The 20,175-nt window shown below is 64.0% G+C and carries 13 protein-coding genes; 3 read left to right on the top strand and 10 right to left on the bottom strand.

From position 1 onward, the window contains the following. Window positions 1–9: 9 nt before the first annotated feature. From CJU94_RS30295 to amaB, 6 genes are all read right to left on the bottom strand, one after another. Window positions 10–4,809 carry an alpha-2-macroglobulin family protein gene (locus tag CJU94_RS30295; RefSeq protein WP_095422254.1) on the bottom strand — a complete coding sequence of 1,600 codons (4,800 nt, stop codon included), beginning with the start codon at window positions 4,807–4,809 and terminating at the stop codon, window positions 10–12. After that, window positions 4,806–5,663 carry a DUF1175 domain-containing protein gene (locus tag CJU94_RS30290; protein WP_244221016.1) on the bottom strand — a complete coding sequence of 286 codons (858 nt, stop codon included), beginning with the start codon at window positions 5,661–5,663 and terminating at the stop codon, window positions 4,806–4,808. The genes CJU94_RS30295 and CJU94_RS30290 overlap by 4 nt, the downstream gene beginning before the upstream one ends. Then, window positions 5,664–7,478: a DUF2138 domain-containing protein gene (locus tag CJU94_RS30285; RefSeq protein ID WP_095422253.1), complete on the bottom strand. Its 1,815-nt coding sequence runs from the start codon at window positions 7,476–7,478 to the stop codon at window positions 5,664–5,666. Between the two features lie 463 nt (window positions 7,479–7,941). After that, on the bottom strand, window positions 7,942–9,138 hold the full coding sequence (locus tag CJU94_RS30280) for an aminotransferase-like domain-containing protein (protein ID WP_095422252.1): 1,197 nt from the start codon (window positions 9,136–9,138) through the stop codon (window positions 7,942–7,944). Between the two features lie 122 nt (window positions 9,139–9,260). After that, window positions 9,261–10,433, bottom strand: a complete 1,173-nt coding sequence (locus tag CJU94_RS30275) for an NAD(P)/FAD-dependent oxidoreductase (RefSeq protein ID WP_095422251.1) — start codon at window positions 10,431–10,433, stop codon at window positions 9,261–9,263. Window positions 10,434–10,571: 138 nt separating this feature from the next. After that, window positions 10,572–12,071, bottom strand: a complete 1,500-nt coding sequence (amaB, locus tag CJU94_RS30270; RefSeq protein ID WP_095422250.1) for an L-piperidine-6-carboxylate dehydrogenase — start codon at window positions 12,069–12,071, stop codon at window positions 10,572–10,574. Between the two features lie 455 nt (window positions 12,072–12,526). Here amaB and CJU94_RS30265 point away from each other — a divergent pair, with 455 nt between their 5' ends. Continuing rightward, window positions 12,527–12,895, top strand: coding sequence for a response regulator (locus CJU94_RS30265; protein ID WP_095422249.1), 369 nt, complete (start codon window positions 12,527–12,529; stop codon window positions 12,893–12,895). Between the two features lie 167 nt (window positions 12,896–13,062). On the opposite strand, the gene CJU94_RS30260 is transcribed toward CJU94_RS30265, so the two are convergent. Further along, the gene (locus CJU94_RS30260) at window positions 13,063–13,905 is read right to left on the bottom strand and encodes an HTD2 family dehydratase (RefSeq protein WP_095422248.1); all 843 of its coding nucleotides are present in this window, start codon (window positions 13,903–13,905) and stop codon (window positions 13,063–13,065) included. A 215-nt stretch (window positions 13,906–14,120) separates the two neighbouring features. Here CJU94_RS30260 and CJU94_RS30255 point away from each other — a divergent pair, with 215 nt between their 5' ends. After that, the gene (locus CJU94_RS30255; RefSeq protein ID WP_208645380.1) at window positions 14,121–14,933 is read left to right on the top strand and encodes a 2OG-Fe(II) oxygenase; all 813 of its coding nucleotides are present in this window, start codon (window positions 14,121–14,123) and stop codon (window positions 14,931–14,933) included. Window positions 14,934–15,247: 314 nt separating this feature from the next. Further along, a complete protein-coding gene (locus CJU94_RS30250; RefSeq protein WP_095422247.1) occupies window positions 15,248–17,164 on the top strand; it encodes an FUSC family protein in 1,917 nt (638 codons plus the stop codon). A 164-nt stretch (window positions 17,165–17,328) separates the two neighbouring features. Here the strand turns inward: CJU94_RS30250 and tssG are convergent, their stop codons facing one another. The 3 genes from tssG to CJU94_RS30235 form a co-directional block, all read right to left on the bottom strand. Then, on the bottom strand, window positions 17,329–18,360 hold the full coding sequence (tssG, locus tag CJU94_RS30245; protein WP_167397585.1) for a type VI secretion system baseplate subunit TssG: 1,032 nt from the start codon (window positions 18,358–18,360) through the stop codon (window positions 17,329–17,331). 169 nt (window positions 18,361–18,529) lie between these two features. Further along, window positions 18,530–18,793: a PAAR domain-containing protein gene (locus CJU94_RS30240; RefSeq protein WP_011490773.1), complete on the bottom strand. Its 264-nt coding sequence runs from the start codon at window positions 18,791–18,793 to the stop codon at window positions 18,530–18,532. A 93-nt stretch (window positions 18,794–18,886) separates the two neighbouring features. Beyond that, entirely contained in the window at window positions 18,887–20,161 is a 1,275-nt protein-coding gene (locus tag CJU94_RS30235; RefSeq protein ID WP_095422246.1) for an SEL1-like repeat protein, read from the bottom strand. Window positions 20,162–20,175: the final 14 nt, after the last annotated feature.

The following is a 20,175-nucleotide window of genomic DNA, read 5'->3' as shown; positions in this document are numbered from 1 at the left end:
TCGTCTCGCTTACTGAATGCGCAGCGTCGTCACGCGATCGCTCTTGCCGCCTTCGAACGCCTTCGCGTCCGGCTGATACATGCGGAAGTAGCGCGCGGGCGGCAGCGCGAACGTGCCCGGCAACGCGAAGCGCACCAGTTGCCGCAACGTGACCGGACGGTCGAGCAACGGAACGGGCTGGTGATACGCCAGCTCGCCCATCTCGTACGACGCAACGCGTTGGAACGGCTGCGGACCGGCGGCGCCCTCCTTCGCGCCCGGCAATCCGTCGATCGACACGCCCCAGCTCGTCGCCTCGACATCGCCGCCCGGAGGCAGCGGCACGTCGAGCAAGCCATAGTGGTAAGCGTTGCCCGAGCGCGGCGTGAGCGTGACCTCGTCGACGTACAGCGCATTGCTGTCGATCGCGTCGCCCTGCTTGACCAGCCGCGCGGTGAACGCGGAGCGCCCCAACTGGCTCTCGCCGGCGGCGTCCTTCTTCTTCGGATCGACCGCGACCTCGAGCGGTTCGAGCTTGTAGAAACGGCGCGCGACGGTGATGTTCAGACGGCTGTCCTCGCTCGTATGACTGCGGAACGCGACCAGCGCATTGACGTCGGTGCGCGCGGCGCCCGCGTCGAGCGAGGTGGGCACCGCCGCGCCGCTCCACTTGTAGAGCGGCGCGCCGGTGGGCGTCAAGGCGCGCGTCCAGCCCGCGCCTTGCAGCGACGGCAACGCCGCGACCGCCACATCGCCGCCGAGCGTCTTGCGCAACCACAGGAGCGTCAGAGCCCGATCGAGCGTCGGGTAATCGGCGCTGCTCTTCGCGAGCAATGCCGAGGCATCGGCCGCCGTGCCGCCTTCACCGCCCGACATGACCAGCAGGCTTTGCACGAGCGGCGCCGGATCGTTGCTCAACGCGCTACGCGCGGCGCTCGCCGCCGCGTCGAAACCCTCGGGCAATTGAGCAGTCGCGCTGCGCGCCATGCTCGCGATCAGCAGCGTCGCCATCTGCTTGCCGCGCGGCGTATCGGCTTGCGCGAACACGATGCTGTCCGGCGCGCCATACGTGCCGCTGCGCGCCGGCGCATTGGCCGTGGCCGCCGCGTCGCTCATCAGGTCGGCGGCCACGCCCGACACCGGCGTCGCGACCGGCAAGCCCATCTGCTGCATCAGCCACAAGGCCAGCGCGCGATGCAGCAGCGGCTCCTTCGCACCGGCGTCGCGATAGACATCCATCGCATGCTGCCAGTTGTCGGCGGGCAGGCTGATGCCGAGGCTGCGGCTCGCGAGCCAATCCGCGTAGTACGCGTAGGCCGTGATCAGCGCGCTGCCGCCGGTGGTATCGCCCCACCAGCCGAACGTGCCGCCGACGCCCGCCAGCATGGCCAGACGCTGCCGCTGATTGCGCAGCAACGCTTCGAGCCCTTGCGTCGAACTCGCGTTCTCGCCGTGGCCGATCGCGTCGTGCGCGAGCGCCAATGGAATCAGGCGGCTCGACGTCTGCTCGGCGCACCCGTACGGATAGGCGATCAGATCGTCGGCGACACGCATGAACTGGCTTGCCGCGCTGCCGATGAAACGCACGCTGACGTCTTGCGCATCTTGCGGCAGATCGAGCGGCTTGCTCGCACCGTCGAGCGCCACCATGTTCTGATGCAGGTCGAGCCAGCCGCTCGCGTCGAGATGAATCGCGGTCTGCAGACGATCGACATCCTGACCCGCGCGGCGCAATGTCGCGTTGATCACGCCGTCTTTCAGCGCGCCGCTCGGCAAGCGCAGATAGTTCGCGCCGCGCCTGAGCGTGACCTTCTGATTCAACGACAGGCCGCCGCCATCCACCACCCACTGTGCGTCCATGTCCGCGTCGGTCTGATTGAAGGCGATCATGTCGATGGCAGGCTGATCGTTGACGCGGAAATGCGACGGACCGCTCCACTTCAGATACAGCGCCTTGTCCGAGCGCACGTAAGCGGTACGTTGGCCGACCATCCCATCCGGCGCCGCGGCGCGCACGGTAATACGCCAGCGCGCCAGCGAATCGGGCATCCTGAACGTCATGGTGGCGTGACCGTTCGCATCGGTTTTCAGGTTGCCTTCCCACGCGGCCGTGTCCTGATCGTCACGGCGCGGCCGTTCGAGCACCTTCACGCCGCGCTCGTTATAGTTCGCGCGCTGCGGTCCGCCCGGCGCGCCCTTCAGCGGCGAGCGCGCGAGGTCGTACGTAATGAACGAGAGGCTCGACGAAGTCCGCACGTTGTTGCGGCGCGGGTGATAGAAGAAGTCGACGATATTCGGCGCGATCTCCGGCTGCAATACGTAGACCATTTCATCGACCACGCTCACGGTGAGGTTCGCCGCTTCCGGCTTGCCGTTCAACGTGCTGTCGACGTTCAGCGTGACCGTGTCGCCCGGGCCGTACAACGGCTTGTCGCTTTTCACGTTCAGTTCGATCTGCGGTTGAGCGACCACGATGCCCGCGTTCTGGAACACGTATTCGCCGGCGTGCACGTACAACACCGAGAACGTCATGTTCGGCGCGAAGTCTGCGCCCACCTTGATACGCGCCTTCCATTGCGATGGCGCCACGCGTTGCAGTTGCAGCCAGTCGCCGCCCGCCGTCAGCAGAGCGCGCCGTTCGACGTTGTCGCGTTCGAGCGTGAGCAACGCGTCGTCGACCGGCATCGGGAATGTGATCAACGCCTCGGCGGTATCACCGACCCTGTACCTGTCGCGATCGAACACGATCTCGACACTGCCCGGAATCGCCTTCACGCCGTCGCCCGCGACCCAATGGCTGGTGGCGGCGAGCAGATTGCCCACATCGTCCTTGACCGACAGCATGTACGAACCCGGCTCATCGAATTGCACCGGGAACGACAGCTTGCCGCTCGCGCTCTTCAACGCGCCTTCACCATGGGTTTGTGATTCGAGGCGCGTCCACTCCCACTTCGATGGCGCATGCGAGGCCGGATCGATCGCGCCGAGCGCCTGCAGATCGAAGCTGACCGCTTCCTTCGGCTGCGAGAACGATCTGGCCGTGTTCAAACGATACGATGTCGCGCCGCGCGCGATCAGCACTTCGCGCGTCACGCGCACCTTGTATGCCGCGCCGTCCTGCGCGAACAGCGTCAACGCATAGCGGCTCGGCTCCTTCGCGGCAGGCAGCGTGAGGCTCGCGTTGCCGTCGCTATCCGTCTTCAGTTCCTGCTGATCGAGCTTGACCGGGAACAGACCGGCATAACGCAATTCACCGTCGACGATCGTCACTTTCTGCGCGCGCAGCGTGACCGAAATCTTGCTGTCGCGCACGGGCTTGCCGTCCGGATAGCGCAACTGGATCTTGCCCTTCAGCGCCTCGCCGGTCGCATAGTCGGCTTTATCCATCGACAGGTTCACGTCGAAGTGCGGCTTCACATAGTCGGCGACGCGAAACGCGGCGCCGTAGACATCGCCGTTGTAGTCGAAGCGCAGCGTATAGCCGCCGGCGGTCGCGTCGGCGGGCAGCGTGAACGCGGTATCCGCGCCCGTCCCGGAAGCGAAATGCACCTTGCTGCTCGCCACCGGCGCGCCGTTCGGATCGAGCACGTCGAGCTCGATCTCGGCTTCGGCAGGCACGGACGACTGCGTCGCGTTCTGGAACGTGCGGCCGATGAACTTCACATGCACCGGATCGCCCGGCCGGTACATGGGCCGGTCGGTCACCGCGTAGATCTTGGTGTTGTAGATCTCGCTGTCGTAGTAGAAATTCTCGGACACGAACACGCCGCCCTGCGGATCGGTGCCGAGCACGTAGCTGCGCTCCGGGCTCACGTGTTGCAGCACCAGCGTGCCGTCGCCGCCGGTCGTGCCGCTTTGCAGAACACCCACGCCGTCGGTCCAGCTCACTTCCGTGTTCGCGACTGGTTTGCCGTTATCGCGCCGCGTGGTCCATACCAGCATGCCGTTCGGCGCGGCTTTCACCACCGCGACCGTGTCCGACACGAACAGCAGCGTATGCGCGCGATAGTTGCCGATCGCCGCCTCGACGATATACAGGCCCGGCGGCAGCTTGCCGACCGGAATCATCACGTTGCCCGCACTGGCTTCGATAAAGTTACTGCTGCTGCCCGCGAGGTTCACGCCCTTGGGCGGCTGGATCACTTTCGCGTCCCAGATCGGATAACGGAAACGCGCAACCATGTCGTAGCCTTTGAGCGGCGCGAATGGCGAGTTCGGCTGGAATTGCGTCTGTTTGCCGGTCTGCTCGCCGAGCCTGAATTGCGGCGCCGCTTCGGTCGCCTTGCTGCGGGTGGCGAAAGACAGCACGCGCTGCCATGCGCGGCGCGCTTCGGTGAACCAGCGGTCCCACAAATACGCGAGCGTATTCGCGAGCCCTTCACCCTGATAATTCGGCGCGACGTTCAGCCGATGCAGATTCTTCTGCGCCTTCAGAAAGTCGAGCGGCCTGGGCACGCGATACACGACGATGTCCGCGCCGCCATACGCCTGCAACGCGTCCTTGAAATCGCGGCCGGGCGCTTCGAGCCGCACCTGCGCGAGTTGATCGCTGGCGAAGCTCGCGTCCGAGAGCAGGAAGAACGGCTGGCCGTCGACCTTCTGCGAACTGAAGTTGCTCGATGGCGCCGTCTGCAACGTCGGATTTCCGGCGATATTCGCATCGGCGGCGGCCACGCCCGACGCTTCGTCGTCCGCATGAGCAGCCGGTGCGACGGCGAGCGCGATGGCCGCGAATAAGACTGGAAGCAGCGCGGCGAACGTGCATGCCGCGCGACGGCGAGCGTTGCCCAACCAACCGCGCGATGGCGTGACGGAAATCATTCGGGTCATGGTGTCAGAAAGTCCAAACGAAACACGCCGACGAAATTCGGATTGCCGTCGAGCGGCTGCCAGCGGGAATCTTTCCATTGCATCAGGTCGGAAACGGCGACGGCGCGCAGACCGGTATCGGTCGGCGTGACGGTGCCGGTGTGATAGGCGATGTAACGATCCAGCCAGATCATCAGATGCTGGTCGTCGCCCTGGTCGAAGAACAGCAGATCGCCAGGGAGGGCCTGGTTCACGTCCTTCGAAACAAAACGGCTGTTGCGTTGAATCAGTGCGATCGCCGAAGCATACGCGCCGGTGGAACCGTCGAGCTGGGTCCAGCGGTTGGCGATCATGCGCTGCGAGGCGGACAGTTGCAGTTCGGGCGGCATGCTGCTCGTATCCGCGAGACCGGTCATGCCGTTGGCGCGCAGCCATCGGGTGTCGTGCGGCCTGAGTGTCTCGCCGACCGCGAAGCGCACGAGGCCCGCGCAATCGCGTTGCGTCCAGCGCGGCGTCGGCCCGCGCCGCATCTGCTGATCGACGATGCGCACGAACCACGCGCGAAAGGTGGCCGATTGCTGCGGCGTGAGTGCGTCGGGGTCGGGTGATGCGGTGGTACTGGTGAGCGCGAAAGCGTAGGGCGTGAGGCTCGCGACGGCGAAGGCGCATGCAACGCGTGCTAGCCACGCGCGGCGGGAGGCGGTGGCGACATCGCGTGCGACTGGCGTGGTATGCGCGGGCTGCGTTGACTGCGCAGCATCCGCGGCATTCGCGGCATGCGCGGACTGCCCCGGCCTCGCTGCGAGCGTGCCTGGCGGCGCGCGCTCAGGCACGCACGTCGCGGCTGCCGCGCCGGGGACGCGAAGGCGGCGCACTCAGTCGCCCTCGGTGCCGGGCTGATCCGCGGGCGAATCGGCAGGGCTCTCCGTCGAACCGACACCGGTCTTCGCACGTTCGAACCACCACTCCACCGGCACCCAGCCCTTCGAACCCGGCAGGTTCTGCGGCAGCGTCAGCGAAAGCGGCGGATAGTGCGCGAGTGCATGCAGCTTCGGCACCAGATGAGTCCGCGACGCGTTGCGGAACACCGCTTCCTGATCCGCCGGCAACGCCGCGCCCGCCTCGCGTTCGATCAGCGCGGCGGCCGACGCAGGCGTGAGCGTCAGAACGGTGCGCGGCAGCCGTTGCGGCGCGAGCGTATCGGCAAGCGCCGGATAGCGTTTATCGAGCACCGCGAGCGTGTCGTCGACGAGCCGGCCGTCCGGCGAGAAAATCAGATAGCCGTGCGCGAGTGCGAGCGTAACCGGGAAATAGCGCTCCGCCGACAACTGCGACGCGAACGACGCCTTGCTCGTCAATGCCGTCCCCGAACGCGCGCTGACCGGACGCTGCCACACGGTGACGTCCGCACCCTGGTCGCGCGTGGTGACCGGCAAGCGGCGATAGCCCGAAGCGCCGGCGCCGTCGGCCTTGGCGGCCTTCGCTTCATAGGCGCCGATCACGTCGCCGAAGGTCTTGCCGAGCGCCGTCTTCAAGGCAGCGGTACCGGCCGCGTCCTGCTGCTTCACGCGCGCGACGAACACCGGCGCGACCAGCGTCGACTTCGCATACCAGCACACCGCCGCGGGACCGGCGAGGTGCTCGCCGATCGCGGCGGCGTTATCCGCGCCGCCGTCGGCCACCTTGCCGAGGAGACCGGAAGCCTCTTTCCAGTCCGCCGGCAAGCTCGTGCAGGCCGCCGGATTGGCCGGCAACGCGCGCCACAAATCGGCACTGTTCCAATGCTGCGGCAACTTGCCCGGCTCGATCAGCGCCGCAGTCTGCCAGTTCGCCGCGGCACGCCCTGAAGGGAGTCCGCTGGCGGTGCTGCCACTCGATGAAAAATCGAAACGCAGTGCGTCGATGCCGGAGAAAAACGCCTGATAACCGAACGACAGATAATTGGCCGACACCACCAGCCGATGACCCTTCGGCGCCTCGCCGGGTGCATCGAGCTGAAAGGCGCGCGCTGCATCGTCGCGGCCCGAGGAGAGCATGTCGGACACCGCATCGGCGCGCTCGCTCAGCAGGCCGCCCTTCTCGTCGAGCAGCACGCCGGGCGCGGACAGCACGACCAGGCGATCGTCTTTGCTGGCGAACAGCAGCGTGCGGCCAATCGCCAGTTTCAATGCATAGACCGGCACCCCGCCGGAGAGCTTCGCGACCTGGCTCAATTGCGCATCGCTCGTCGCGACGTTGCCTATGCCTTGCAGCAGCTTGGCGAAACCGTTGCGATGCATCGACATCACCCAGTAGCCCAGACGCCCGTCGGGCGAGCGCCACAGCAGCACGTGCGCGGGTTCGTCGAATACACGGCGGATCATTTCGTCGCGCCAATCGAGCTGATGTTCGAACGCGAGCCGGCGCAGCGCGCCCTCCGCGGACAGCCGCGTATTGCCCGATTCGTAATAGTCGACGAAGTCTTGCGTCAGCACGTCGCGCAGTAGCGGCACGCTCAGGATGTCGCGCGGCAAGCGCGAGAGCGCTTCGCTGTCGATCACCGCATCAGGGTGATGAATGTCGAGGACGATTTCGCCATTGCCGGCGGCTTTGCGATGCGCAAATGGACGCCACACCGCCTGAATGATTACGCCGGCCACGACCAGAAGACCGACGACCAGGATTGCAATCTTTTTTCGCGACATCTTCATCTGATTTCTTCTGGTTCGATGCGACGGTATTAACGGGAATACCCGGCCGATTAAGCCAGCGGGATCATTGCCGAAGGCAGCGATGATAACCGATATTTTTAACCGGAAACCAACGGCACTTCTTATTTAACAGTCGGGCCATTTCAGGGTTTGACAAAAATCGGACACACGTCTAATTATGGGGATTGGGAAATGCGTCCTTTCGATGCAGCAACCTGATTCGTCCGCCTGGCACGAACTGTTGCTGGCGTTATCGGCAAGGCATGTGCGGCGCATGCGTCCGACGCCTTGTGAATAGTGCCGCCAGTCCTGAGCGGCCTTGTATCGCATTACTCTCCCCGAGTTTTATGCTAAATCCACGCGATTAAAAGAACACGTAAAAAACCCGGCTGCACGCCATGTGCTAGCCGGGTTATTCAGTATCGCGTTTAATCGTTCGAGGCGAATACTGCCTTAGCCGCCGTCAAATGAGTTCGAGCGCCTGCTTCATCCTCCGCACGCCGGTTTCGATATCGGCTACGCCGGGCGCGGCAAAAGACAGGCGAAGTGCGGCGGGGTCGATATTGTCTTTATAGAACGCCGCGCCCGGCACAAACATCACATTGCGCTCGATACAGGCGCGCAGATAATCGGTCGCATTCTGACCGCCCTTCAGTCGCGCCCACACGAACATGCCGCCGGAGGGACGATGAAATGCAATGTGTTCCGCCAGTTGCGCGTCGAGCGCGTCGCACAGCGTGCGGCATTTCACGGCATAGGCCTCGACGATGCGCGGCAAATGACGCTCCAGCGCGCCGCTCGCGAGGTACGCCGCGGCAATCGCCTGAGTCCACGGCGAGCTGCACAGGTCGACGGTCTGCTTCGCGACCACACAGCGGCGCAGGATCTCCGCATGCGCGAGCATCCAGCCCACGCGCAGACCCGGCGCGACGATCTTCGACAGACTGGAAAAATGCACGACCCAATCGCGTGAACCCGGCACCTGTTCGCTCAGGGCGAGCAACGAGGGCAACGCTGCGCCGCTGAAGCGCAGGTCGCCGTAGGGATCGTCTTCGACAATCAGAAAGCGGTAACGCGCCGCCAGTTTCAGCAACGCCATGCGGCGTTCAAGCGACAAGGTCGCACCAGTTGGATTGGCGAAGGTCGGCACCGTGTACAGCAGCTTCGGCGCGCGGCGCGGCGTGCCCGACTCGAGCAGCGCGGCGAGCGCGTCGACGTTCAGGCCGTCCTGATCGACGGGAATCGTGACCACGTCGGCCTCTTGCAGCTTGAGCGCCTGCAGGGTCGCGGGATACGCCGGCTGCTCCACCAGCACCACGTCGCCGGGCGCGACCATCACGCGCAGCAGCAAATCAAAGCCTTGCTGCGAGCCGGTGGTCACGAGCAATTCCTGCGGTGTGCAAGGGGTTCCGCGGCGCGCCATCAAATGCGCGAGTTGCTCCTTGAGGACGGCGAGGCCGTCGGTGGGACCGTATTGCAGGCAAAGCGTGGGCTGTTGCGACGCACGCGCCGCCGCGGCGTCGAGCCCTTCGCGATCGAATAGATCGCTTGCCGGATAGCCGCCGGCGAACGAGATCATGCCGGGTTGCGTCAGATACTTGAAGAGTTCGCGAATCGGCGAACCGGTCGGCGCTTCGAATGCGGGATTGAACGTGAACATGATGACGGGCCGCTTATCTCTAGATGGAGGATCGGCGTCGATTGTGGCCATCGACAGGGTGAGCGGCAAACGATATCTACGCACTACGTATTGCGTTTTTCGCATCACCCCGGCGCTGGGGGCTACACCACGTTCTTCTCCACGATAGGCCGGTTTTCGAGCACGCGTGTGAAGCTCAGCGAGCCCAGATCGAGCGTCGTAAAGCGGCCATGCAGAATCAGTTCGCTGATGCCGCGGCCCGTTGCCGGGCCTTGCTGCAAACCATGTCCGCTAAAACCGTTGGCGAAAAGGCAGTTATCGACAGCCGGGTGATAGCCGATGATCGCGTTCTGGTCGAGCACGTTGTATTCGTAATAGCCGGACCAGCAATTCTGCACGCGCAGCGCTTCGAATTGCGGCACGCGGTGCGCAAGCGTCGGCCAGATCACGTCGTCGAAAAGCGCGTGATCGACTTCGTCGAGCGGCAGATCGTCGGGGTCGTTGTCCGCCGAGGGCGACGTCCCGCAGATAAACGATTTGCCCTCGGGCCGGAAATACACGCCGCTCGGATCGATCAGCAACGGACACCGTTCGAGCTGCCCTGGCGAGGTGACATTGAAAATGCTGCGGCGCCGCGCGTAGACCGGAATGTCGATGCCGGCCATCTGCGCGACCTTGCGCGACCACGCGCCCGCGGCATTGACCACCACGTCGCAGGGATAGGTCTCGCCGTTCGCGGTCTGCACATGGGTCACGCGTTTGCCTTCGCGCTGGAGTGCCGTGACGTCGGCGGCGACATAGCGCGCGCCGAGCGACTGCGCCTTCTTGCGCAGCGCCTGCACGAGCCCGTAGCCGTCGAACCAGCCTTCGCCGCTTTCACCGTACGCGCCGGCGGCGAGGCCTTCCGTGTTCAGCCAGGGAAAGCGCGCTTGCAGCGCGGCTTTGTCGAGCAGGCTGATATCGGCGCCGAGACTCTTTTGCAGTGCGTGATTCTCGCGCAGCGTCGCTTCGCCAGCGGGTGTTGCGAGGAACAGATAGCCGCCTTCGTGCAGATCGATGGACGGTTGGGCGCCGTCGACTTCGAGCCGTTCGCCGATCGAGCGCAGAAACTCGATGCCGAACAGCGACATCTGAATGGAAAGCGGGGTGGAGAATTGCTGACGGATCGACGCCGCCGACAATGCCGACGACGAGCGCGCATAAGTCGGATCGCGTTCGATCACCGTGACGCTGACTGTCGGATCGGACAGCCGCAAGAAGTACGCAATGGAACTGCCGATCACCCCACCGCCGACGATCACGACTTTGGAACTCACGTGTTACCCCACGAGTAGCGTGGCCGCTCTCAACCTCGGCGGCGCAAATGGATGCAGAAGAAGATTGGGTCAAGCTGCAGCGGCGCGTGATTGCGCCGCTGCCTGTCACGAATAACCGAACGAATGACGCGAACGGGTTCAGCCGATATTGAAGTCGATACCCTGCGCGAGCGGCAATGCGGACGAGTAATTGACCGTGTTGGTGGCGCGGCGCATATAGGCCTTCCACGCGTCCGAACCCGACTCGCGGCCGCCGCCGGTTTCCTTCTCGCCGCCGAACGCGCCGCCGATTTCCGCGCCGCTCGGTCCGATGTTGACGTTCGCGATACCGCAGTCGCTGCCCGAGTCGGACAGGAAGCGTTCCGCTTCACGCAGATCGGTTGTGAATACGCACGACGACAGACCATGCACAGCCGCATTGTTCGCTTCGACCGCGTCGGCGAAATCGGAGTAGCGCAGCACATAGAGAATCGGTGCGAACGTTTCCTTCAACACCACCGACGTTTGCGACGGCATTTCGACAATCGCCGGACGCACGTAGTAACCGCCCTCATACCCCTTCACGTCGACGCGCTCGCCGCCGAATACCTTGCCGCCTTCGGCCGTAGCCTGTTGCAGCGCTTCCTGCATGCGGCCATACGATTGCTTGTCGATCAGCGGCCCCATCAGCGTGCCCTTTTCGAGCGGATTGCCGATCGGCACCTTGCTGTACAGCTGCTTCAGACGTTCGATGGTTTTGTCGTACACGCTTTCGTGCACGAACAAACGGCGCAGCGACGTGCAACGCTGCCCAGCCGTACCGACCGCCGAAAACAGAATGCCGCGCATGGCGAGTTCGTGATCCGCCGTTTGCGTGACGATGCCCGCGTTGTTGCCGCCGAGTTCGAGCAGCGAGCGGCCGAAGCGCTTCGCCACTTCCACGCCGACCGTGCGGCCCATTTCCGTGCTGCCCGTCGCGCTGACAATCGATGCGCGTGGATCGGCCACCAGTTTCGCGCCCACGTCGCGGCCGCCGTTGATCAATGCGGTGAGACCGGCCGGCGCGTCGCCGAATTCCTGCAATGCCTCGTTGAGAATCTGATTGACGGCGAGCGCGGTGAGCGGCGTCTTTTCCGACGGCTTCCAGATCACCGCATTGCCGCAGACCAACGCGAGCGCCGCATTCCACGACCACACCGCCGCCGGGAAATTGAATGCCGAAATCACGAGGCAAGTGCCCATGGGATGCCACGTTTCCGCCATGCGATGCCCCGGACGCTCCGAGGCGATCGTCAGACCGTACAACTGGCGCGACAGACCGACCGCGAAATCGCAGATGTCGATCATTTCCTGCACTTCGCCCATGCCTTCCTGAAGAATCTTGCCGGTTTCGAGCGTGATGATGCTGCCGAGCGCCTGCTTTTTCTCACGCAGACGGTTGCCGAGCAGACGCACCAGTTCGCCGCGGCGCGGCGCCGGGACATTGCGCCAGCCGGCGTACGCCTGTTGCGCCTGGGCGAGGGCCGTGTCGACTTCCGCCACGGTGTTGCTGGCCACGCGGCCGATGAGTTCGCCGGTAATGGGCGAATGAACCGCGATGTCGCCGGCTTGCGCCGCGTGGGCGATGCCGAGGTCGGCGAGGATGGTGGAAGCGTCCATGAAGATCCCTTTTATTTCCGATGCGAAACAAGAGTAAGTTCGGAAACTATACACGCGGGTTTTTCTGGCGGCAAGGGTATTTGCCCGGGCAAGCTCGGCGCAAAACTGCTGAGGGCTTACTGAGCTTGAATAACAGTGTGACAGCCATGCACGCTTCACGACTTCCGCGAATGCCGGAGCACGGGCAGCGGCGGCGTGCCGCCGGCAGCGCGTGGGTTTCTTATTGGAAATGCTGGGCGGTGCCTGACGGCGTCGGTGAAAATCGCGTGGCGAGTTCTTGTGGGCCGGACGGTTCGACGACCGACGCGCGACAACGCGAATCTCCAGGCACGCCCCTTGCTTACTCCTGCGGCTCGACAGGACACAACGCACGCTAATTCAGCGCGCGCTCCCGTCACGACTGGCGCCGAGAACACCCGAGGCGCAGTCTCACCGACATTTCAGGCACAAGCATTATGAGTCGCGTATTACTGGTCGACGACCAACCCGAGGCATTGTCCGCGCTGCGCGCCGTGCTGGTCGGCCGTGGTTACACGGTCGCCACGGCGGCGGACGGCGCCGAAGCTTTTGAACGGCTGCAGCGCACGCGCGTAAGCGCTGTGGTGTGTGACTGGCGCATGCCCAACATGGATGGCGCCGAGCTGATCGAATCGATGCAGGCACGCAGTGAACTGGCGTCCGTACCCGTCATTCTGACGAGCGGCAGCGGCGAGGCGCCCGCCTTGCCCGTCAAAGGCTTTCTCAGGAAACCGTTCGCGCTGGACAAGCTCCTCTCACTGCTGGCCGAATGCGAAAACGATGCGGCGCTGCCCGCCGTCTGTTGAGGCGCTGTGACTGCGGGCAAGCATCGTCGATTCGCTCGCTAGCTGGAATCGCGCACAAAAGCGGGGCACGCAGCGGATTCGCGGGCCTTGCCGTGCGGCATCGAGGTGCGGTTGCCTCGATGCGCTAGCGCGCGCGGAAGCTCGCATCTCGTACAGTTCAGCCCAACTCAGCCGAGCGCCGCCGTGGCACGCATGGTCAGATAGCCTTCGTGGTCTTTGGCCCACAGATCGATGATCTTGCCGTCGGCGGAGGGTTTGCCGCATACCGCGAACGCCTGGCCGGCGAATGTCGGACGCACCGCCTTGAAGGCAAAACTTTGCAACGTGGCGTCCGGTCGTTCCCGGCGCACCAGGTCGACCAGCAGCGTCGCAATCAGCGGACCGTGAACGATTAGCCCCGGGTAGCCCTCGACCTCCGTGACGTACGGGTAGTCGTAGTGGATCCGATGGCCGTTGAAGGTCAGCGCCGAGTAGCGGAACAGCATGACGGGGTCGGCGTCGATCGTGCGGCGCCATGCTTCACCTTCCGGCGCGAGTTGCGGCTGCGGTGGCCGCGCGCCCTCCTGCGGCGCGTCGCGATAGACGATGTCGTGCTCTTCTTCAAGCTTCAGTTCGCCGCCAGCTTCAATGGTGTGCTGCACCGTGACGAACACGAGACGGCCGGAGCGGCCGGTCTTGTCTTCGATATGCGCGATCGTCGAGGTCCGCGTGGCGCGCTCGCCCACTTTCAGCGGCGCGTGAAACGTCAGCCGGCCGCCGGCCCACATGCGGCGCGGCAACGGAACCGGCGGCAGGAAACCGCCGCGCTTAGGATGGCCGTCCGGGCCGACCTCGGACATCGGCGCAATCGGCAGAAAATATAGCCAATGCCAGAGCGGCGGCACGCTGTCGCCGTGTTCTTCGCGATCGAGCGTGGCGGCCATCGCTGCCAGCGGAAAGGTGGTGATGTCGTCTTCGGCTACCGCCTGCTTGTCGAGCCAGTCTTCGAGTTTCTGCGGGGAAGCAGACATAGGCATAGTCTCCAGGTGTGCGTTGGGCTTAACGGGGTCTTACGATGAACGAGGCAGTACGTCCCGCGAAGTGTGCTGTCTGAACATCATGCACCCGTTGCCCGAGCAACGACTGCGAAACGCGCAGAATTGAAGAGCAAGAGTCGGGGTGCGTGACAGTACGCAGGTGCTTACACTCAAGCATCGTTCAAGTCGTAGCGTGATGGAGAGGGTTTATGGATACGGTTGCGAAAGCTCAACAATCGCATTCACTGGAGTTGCAGTTCGGGGCCGATGCGATCCGGAAGCCGGATGGCAAAGACGATGAAGCGCAGGCGGCCGGCTCGCTCGCGCAGCGTATCGGGGCGCTCGACTGGTTCGATGTCGAACAAGGCTTGAACGCGTACGGCTGCGCGATGCTGAGCAATCTGCTCGGGGCGGAAGAATGCGACGCGCTGACCGCGCTCTATCCGCGCGAAGCGCTGTTCCGCAGCCGCGTCGTGATGGCGCGCCATGGTTTCGGGCGCGGCGAATACAAATACTTCGCTTATCCGCTGCCGCCGTTGATCGCGGATTTGCGGACCGCGCTTTATCCGTGTCTCGCGCCGGTGGCGAATCGCTGGAACGAGGTGATGGGTATCGACGTCCGCTATCCGGCCATGCATGCGGAGTTCATCGAGCGCTGCCACGCCGCCGGTCAGACGCGGCCTACGCCGCTCATGCTCCAATACGCCATCGACGATTACAACTGCCTGCATCAAGATCTCTACGGCGAACACGTCTTTCCGCTCCAGGTCGCGATTCTGCTGTCCGAGCCCGGCGCGGACTTTACCGGCGGCGAATTCGTCATGACGGAGCAGCGTCCGCGAATGCAATCGCGCACGGAAGTGGTGCCCCTCGGCAAGGGCGACGCGGTGGTGTTCGCCGTCCATCACCGTCCGGTACAAGGGACGCGCGGCCCGTACCGGGTCAATTTGCGGCATGGTGTGAGCCGCCTGCGCTCGGGCCAGCGGCATACGCTCGGGGTGATCTTCCACGACGCGACCTGACGCGGCTTCGGGATGACCTGGCGTGGCGCGGGGCGCGCCGAGCCCTGCTGCTCCGCCGCAAATCTCGACAATCGTAATTTTGACCAGGTATCATCCGGGAAAACCCGAATCCGCCGGATGCGCTGCGCCACCCTTTGCAGCGCGTTCCGGTGTGTCCGTTCGGGTGCTATCGCCCGTCGTCGGTCGGGGCTGCTGGCCGGTGATCCCGGCATGGCGACCCAGTCCGGCGATACGAAGTCGGCGGGCCCGCGCGCCCGCCTTGTCGCAATCGGCCAAAAGCCGGTGGCGGCTATTTAGCCTGGACATCATCGATCATGATTGCTGCCGCGTTTTCGCGCGTCGCCGACCGCCTGCTTGCCGCGGACCCGGGGCTCGTACGTCTTCATACCGCGCTGCGCGTTGCGCTCGCCTGCCTGCTCACCGGCGTGGCCAGCATCGCGTGGACCGCCTCCCGGCATCACCCCATCACGCTCGCCGCACCCGGCATCCTCTTTGCGATGGTCGCGCCGCTGTTCGTGCGCGACGCGCGGCGGCCCGCGTGGTTCGGTACGCTCGTCTGCCTCTATCTGTGTGCGTGCGCGTGCTTCGCTGCGGCGAGCGTGCTGAGCCGGTTTCCGCTGGCCGGCGATGCCGGCTTCCTCGCCGTGATGTTCGTGGGCATGCTGTGTCAGGCTTGCGGTCCGCGTGCATTGGGTTGTGCGATGCTCGGCGTGGTGTGTTTTTACCTCGGCCTGTACCTGCATCCTTCGACGACGCATCTCGTGCAGTCGCTCCTGCTGTCCGCGTTCGGCCCGCTGATGGTCGCGCTGGTGGGCCGCGTGATCGTGCCGACGCGGGCCGCAACGAGCTTGCGCCTCGCGGTCCACACGGTGACGCTGCGCGCGTCGCGCGTGCTTCACGCTCCGGTGGCGGCGCATCTCTCCGCGTTGAACGAAGCCGCGCTCTCGCTCGAAGAACAATTGGCGCTGCTCAATCCGTCCGATGCCGAAACGATTCGTGAACGGATCGTCGAAGTGGAAGTGGCGGCCGGGCAGTATGCGTTTGCATCGGGCCACGCGGATGGCGGCGTCGAGGCGAACGCTCGCGTATTGCGTCACGCGATTGCGCGGCTCAGGGAGACGGCGCATCAAGATAGCGACGCGCGGCGCGCTGCGTTTGCCTCAGCCGGCGGCGCGGTCGCGCTGACTGCGTCGCAGCGCTTTGCCGACTTGCGCAGCAAGCTTTGCTGGCTCCCCGCCACGCGCGCCACGACCGCTGCGTTGCTCGCCATGCTGATCGGTCACTCGCTTTCGCCGGAGCGCTGGTTCTGGGCGGTCATTACCACATTCGTCGTGTTCCTCGGCACGCGGTCGCGCGCCGATACGGTGTATCGCGGCGCGCAGCGCCTCGTGGGGACGCTGGGTGGCGCGCTCGTCAGCGTGTCGCTGGTTGCGCCGCTGCAGGACTCGCCGGTTTTGCTGGTCGCCGCGATACTGCTGTGCGTGTTCGGCTGGGCTTACTTCATCCTGAACGCGTACGCGCCGGGAGTGTTTTTTATTACCGTACTCGTCGGGTTGGTCTACGGCGAGTTGGGGTTCGCGATGGGACCGCTGGTCGAATTGCGAATTGAAGAAGTGCTGGTGGGTTGCGTCGTGTCGTTCGCTGTCGCGATCCTGATGATGCCGCTTGCCGCGACGCGGCATGTCGAGACGCGGCTGGCCTCGGTGTTGGGCGCGCTGCGTGAAGTGGTGCGGCTCACCGGGTCGGGAGCGCTGGCGGCTGATGCGCTTCCGGCGATGCGCAAGCTCGATCGCAGCTGGCACGATCTGCGCATCGCGCTGCGGCCGCTGCAAACGCAGCGCGTGGTGGTGTGGAATCCCGATGTCGAGCTGGCGACCGGTTCGCTGCTGTGTTGTCTGCATTGGGCGCGGGTGTTGAGTGATTCCGCGCGGCGCGGCGGGTTGCGCGAAAGGACAGCGCTCAATGCGGCCGAGGTCGGCGCGGCGCATGTCGAGTCGATCGTGGCGCGGCTCGATTCGTTGATTGCGCGCTATAACGGCGTGGCGCGTGCTGCGGGTGGTGATTCCGATGAGCGTGCTTCTGTGACGATCGACGCTGATATCGATGTGCATAAGGCGCCGGCACTCGCTCAACTGGACGGCGCGGTCGCACAGTTGTTCGACCGGTTGATGCGGCCGGTTTCGGATGCGCGGCGGGTGTTCAATTGGGCATTGAGGGGGCGGAGTGTGTAGGGGCGCAGCGGCCGGGTGTGGAGTTCATCGGCTATGCAGATGAAGTTCTCTATTGCCTGGCTTTTCTCCTTGGCGGGATCGATACCAGGCGGCCGGGAGCGACGCGCTCTTTCTTGAACGCTGGAATCATCGGCGCGAATTCTTTGCACGGCTCACTGAGACCTCTATGCCTGGCGTCTGGTGTGCTGCATGTTCCGTACAAGCTGCTTCACGTACAGTTCGGGTTCGAAGCGCATGCCCACGACCGGCTCGCCCTTGGGCGGCTCCCCGAGCCAGCCCGACCAGCCGAGCTGCTGGTTGTCGCCAAGGCTGGCGCAGGTCGCATCCTGCGGCCTGATCTGCAGTTCCAGCAGCCACTCATACTCTAGGCCCATGTGCGCCCGTACCAGAGCGATCAGCCGCAGCAGGTCAGCACCACGTGGCGTCAGGCGGTGGTATGTCTCGATGTCGAGCGGCCCGAGCACGAGGCAGAACCGGTGCATCTTGCCGGGCACCTGTTCGCCCAGCACCGCGCCGCCTCCCAGGATGGCGGACATGCGCTCCTGCCCCACCCTGCATTGAAGCTTCGGCGGCAGCACGGTCCAGTGCAGCGACCATTCGTCGATGCGCGCGGGCACGTGGAAGCGGTGCGCGACCGTCATGGCGAGCGCGTCCGGGTTGCGGGCCTCGTGCACCAGATGCGCTCCCGACGCGAGGCGTGCATGCGAGGGCAACCTCACGGTACGGTCGCGTCGCGGCGACGTGCCGGAAAGACAGCCGACGTAGAACGAGAAGCGGTCGTGATCCGGCCGGTCGAGGCTGGCGGCGGCCTGCGCCGAGGCCCACGCGCGGTACAGGAGCGCGAGCGAGCGGTGATGAAAGACGTCGAGGAAATTGCTCAGCGTCGTGTCACCTCGCAGCGCTTCGCGCTCGCGGGCGATCTCTGTAACGTGAATTGGCAATGGCCCGTTCGGACCCAGCATCCCCAGGCTATGAAGCCGGATATGCAACCTGTTGTCCTTGATCCTGGCTTCGGCAACTTCACTCGGCGCGAAGACGAGACTCGGCTTCTGGCCGATGCGGAACGGTTCCGCGTACGGCAGCAGCGCGGTGCCGACCGGAGCGATGGCGGGGTCCGCATTGATGCGGCGCATGAGCGCGATGAAACCATGTCGCCACGGGGTGGCCACCAGGTCATCGATCAGCGTGACTGACATTGCAATATTGGGTGCCGCTCGTTTCACCAACACACCTCGTCGGAAAAGGGGCTGCGTGAGCGGCCCGGAAAAGCTCTTGATGCGGGAAATTGGGTTGGAGCCGCAGGTGGCCTGGCGGCTCTGCTGTGTAAGCGCTGCTTCTTTTGGTCAGCACAGGTACGTGTTTTCGTCACGCCACCGATAATGTTTGCTGCCGGCTCACTAATGTGCAGCCACACGATGCGCGATGCCCTTCGAGCGCTACGGGTCTGTCGTCGACAAGTGTCGAGTCGTCTCCCTCGGCAATCGGATTCACGCCGTGTTCTGCGCAATACACCCTGTCGCTCTTGCGGGCAATCTTGCGACCGTCGATGTTGTCCATCTCTGAGCCTTCGATAACTTCTCCACCGAAGGGGGCCAATGTGTCACCGGTGACGATAATCTGACGTGTCATTCTTTATCTCGACGAGGAAAGGGTGAATATGTCGCGCGATACGGTGTTGTGGGCAGCGCGGTACGCGTAGCTGATTGGGGCTGCGCTGCTACGTCAAGCGAATGCCTGCCGGTCCAAGCGGTTGTGAAGTGGGGCATGCGGATGCCTGGCGGCCACACGCGCCTCCCGTATGCCGGACTCTTGGCATTTGCGCCCGCTGTTGCAGCGCATTGGTTGGGGGCGGGCCGCGGGTTGTGGCGGTAGCCCGGTTTTCGTTAGAGCCGCGTGAGGTTCGGACTGTGGCGAATGTGCTGGAGATGTTGGTGGCGGTGGAGTAACGGCCTTGGCGGCGTCGATCAGTGTTTGCACGTCGCCGTCCCATTTCGGCAATGGGGCTGGAGGAAGAGGTAATACTTTGTCCAGGTTGGGGAGCTTCAGGGTGCCTTCGTACCACAGGAGGGTGTCGCTGATTTTCCCGTAGCGCTCAGCCCGTGCTTTATCGACATAACCGACGAGACTCTTGCCGTCGCTAAGGCCCATGCCGCGAAACTGACTACCAAGAAGGCTTGCGCACTTGGCGCTACCTAGCTTTGCCCCTTCCTGCAAAACTGTCACCGCACGAAGCCTGGCTTCCGGCGTTCGAGGAGCGGCATAAATGAACTCCAACTCATCTGCAGCATCGCCGTAGCCTTGTGCTAACGAACATTCAAGCATCTTCGTCGCGACAGAAATGTTAGCCCAGAAGCCGCTACCCGGATTGTCCCAGCCGGCGTTAAGCGCTGCGCCCAGAAACGTCTGGGCGGACGGGCTGCCCATGTCCGCCGCTTTCTGGAAAAATGCGTACGCGCTCGTGGCGTCTCCACCCTTGACGATGCCCTTCATGTGATAGATACCCATCGTGTCCCAGGCATCGGGCACCTCAAGCTGCATCGCGTTCTCCACCCAGCGGATCGCCATCTCGGGGTCCCTCACCGGAACCGAGTAGCCGCTCAATATCAATGCGGCGAGGTTGAGCATCGCTTTCCAGTGGTTACGTTCCGCAGCCTGCAAGTAAAGCTGGTAAATCGTTCTCCAGTCCTTGTCTTCCCAATAGATGTTGGGATCAAGTTCCGATGCGAGTGCTTGCTGGAACCAGAGTTCGGCCTGCGGATCGACAGGCGGCAGATGCTGTTCCTGATACACACATGTGAAATCCTTCCGATGTGGAGCAAACAGTGGCAGTTTCGTATAACGAGGCAAATCGGAACTGGACATTGCAGTCATCAACTGGCGAATTGGGGATTCGGCAAGGGCGGTTTGTGTCATGACGAAAAGAAGCCACAAACCGAACAGATATCGAACGCGAGCGAACTTCATGTAAGTGTGGCTTAAGCATCTTTCTAATTTCATTGGCAATCCTTTCT

The sequence above is a fragment of the Paraburkholderia aromaticivorans genome, assembly GCF_002278075.1.
GTDB classification, from domain to species: Bacteria; Pseudomonadota; Gammaproteobacteria; order Burkholderiales; family Burkholderiaceae; genus Paraburkholderia; species Paraburkholderia aromaticivorans.
The sequence above is the reverse complement of the archived record's forward strand: the minus strand, read 5'-3'. Positions and strand labels throughout refer to the sequence as shown.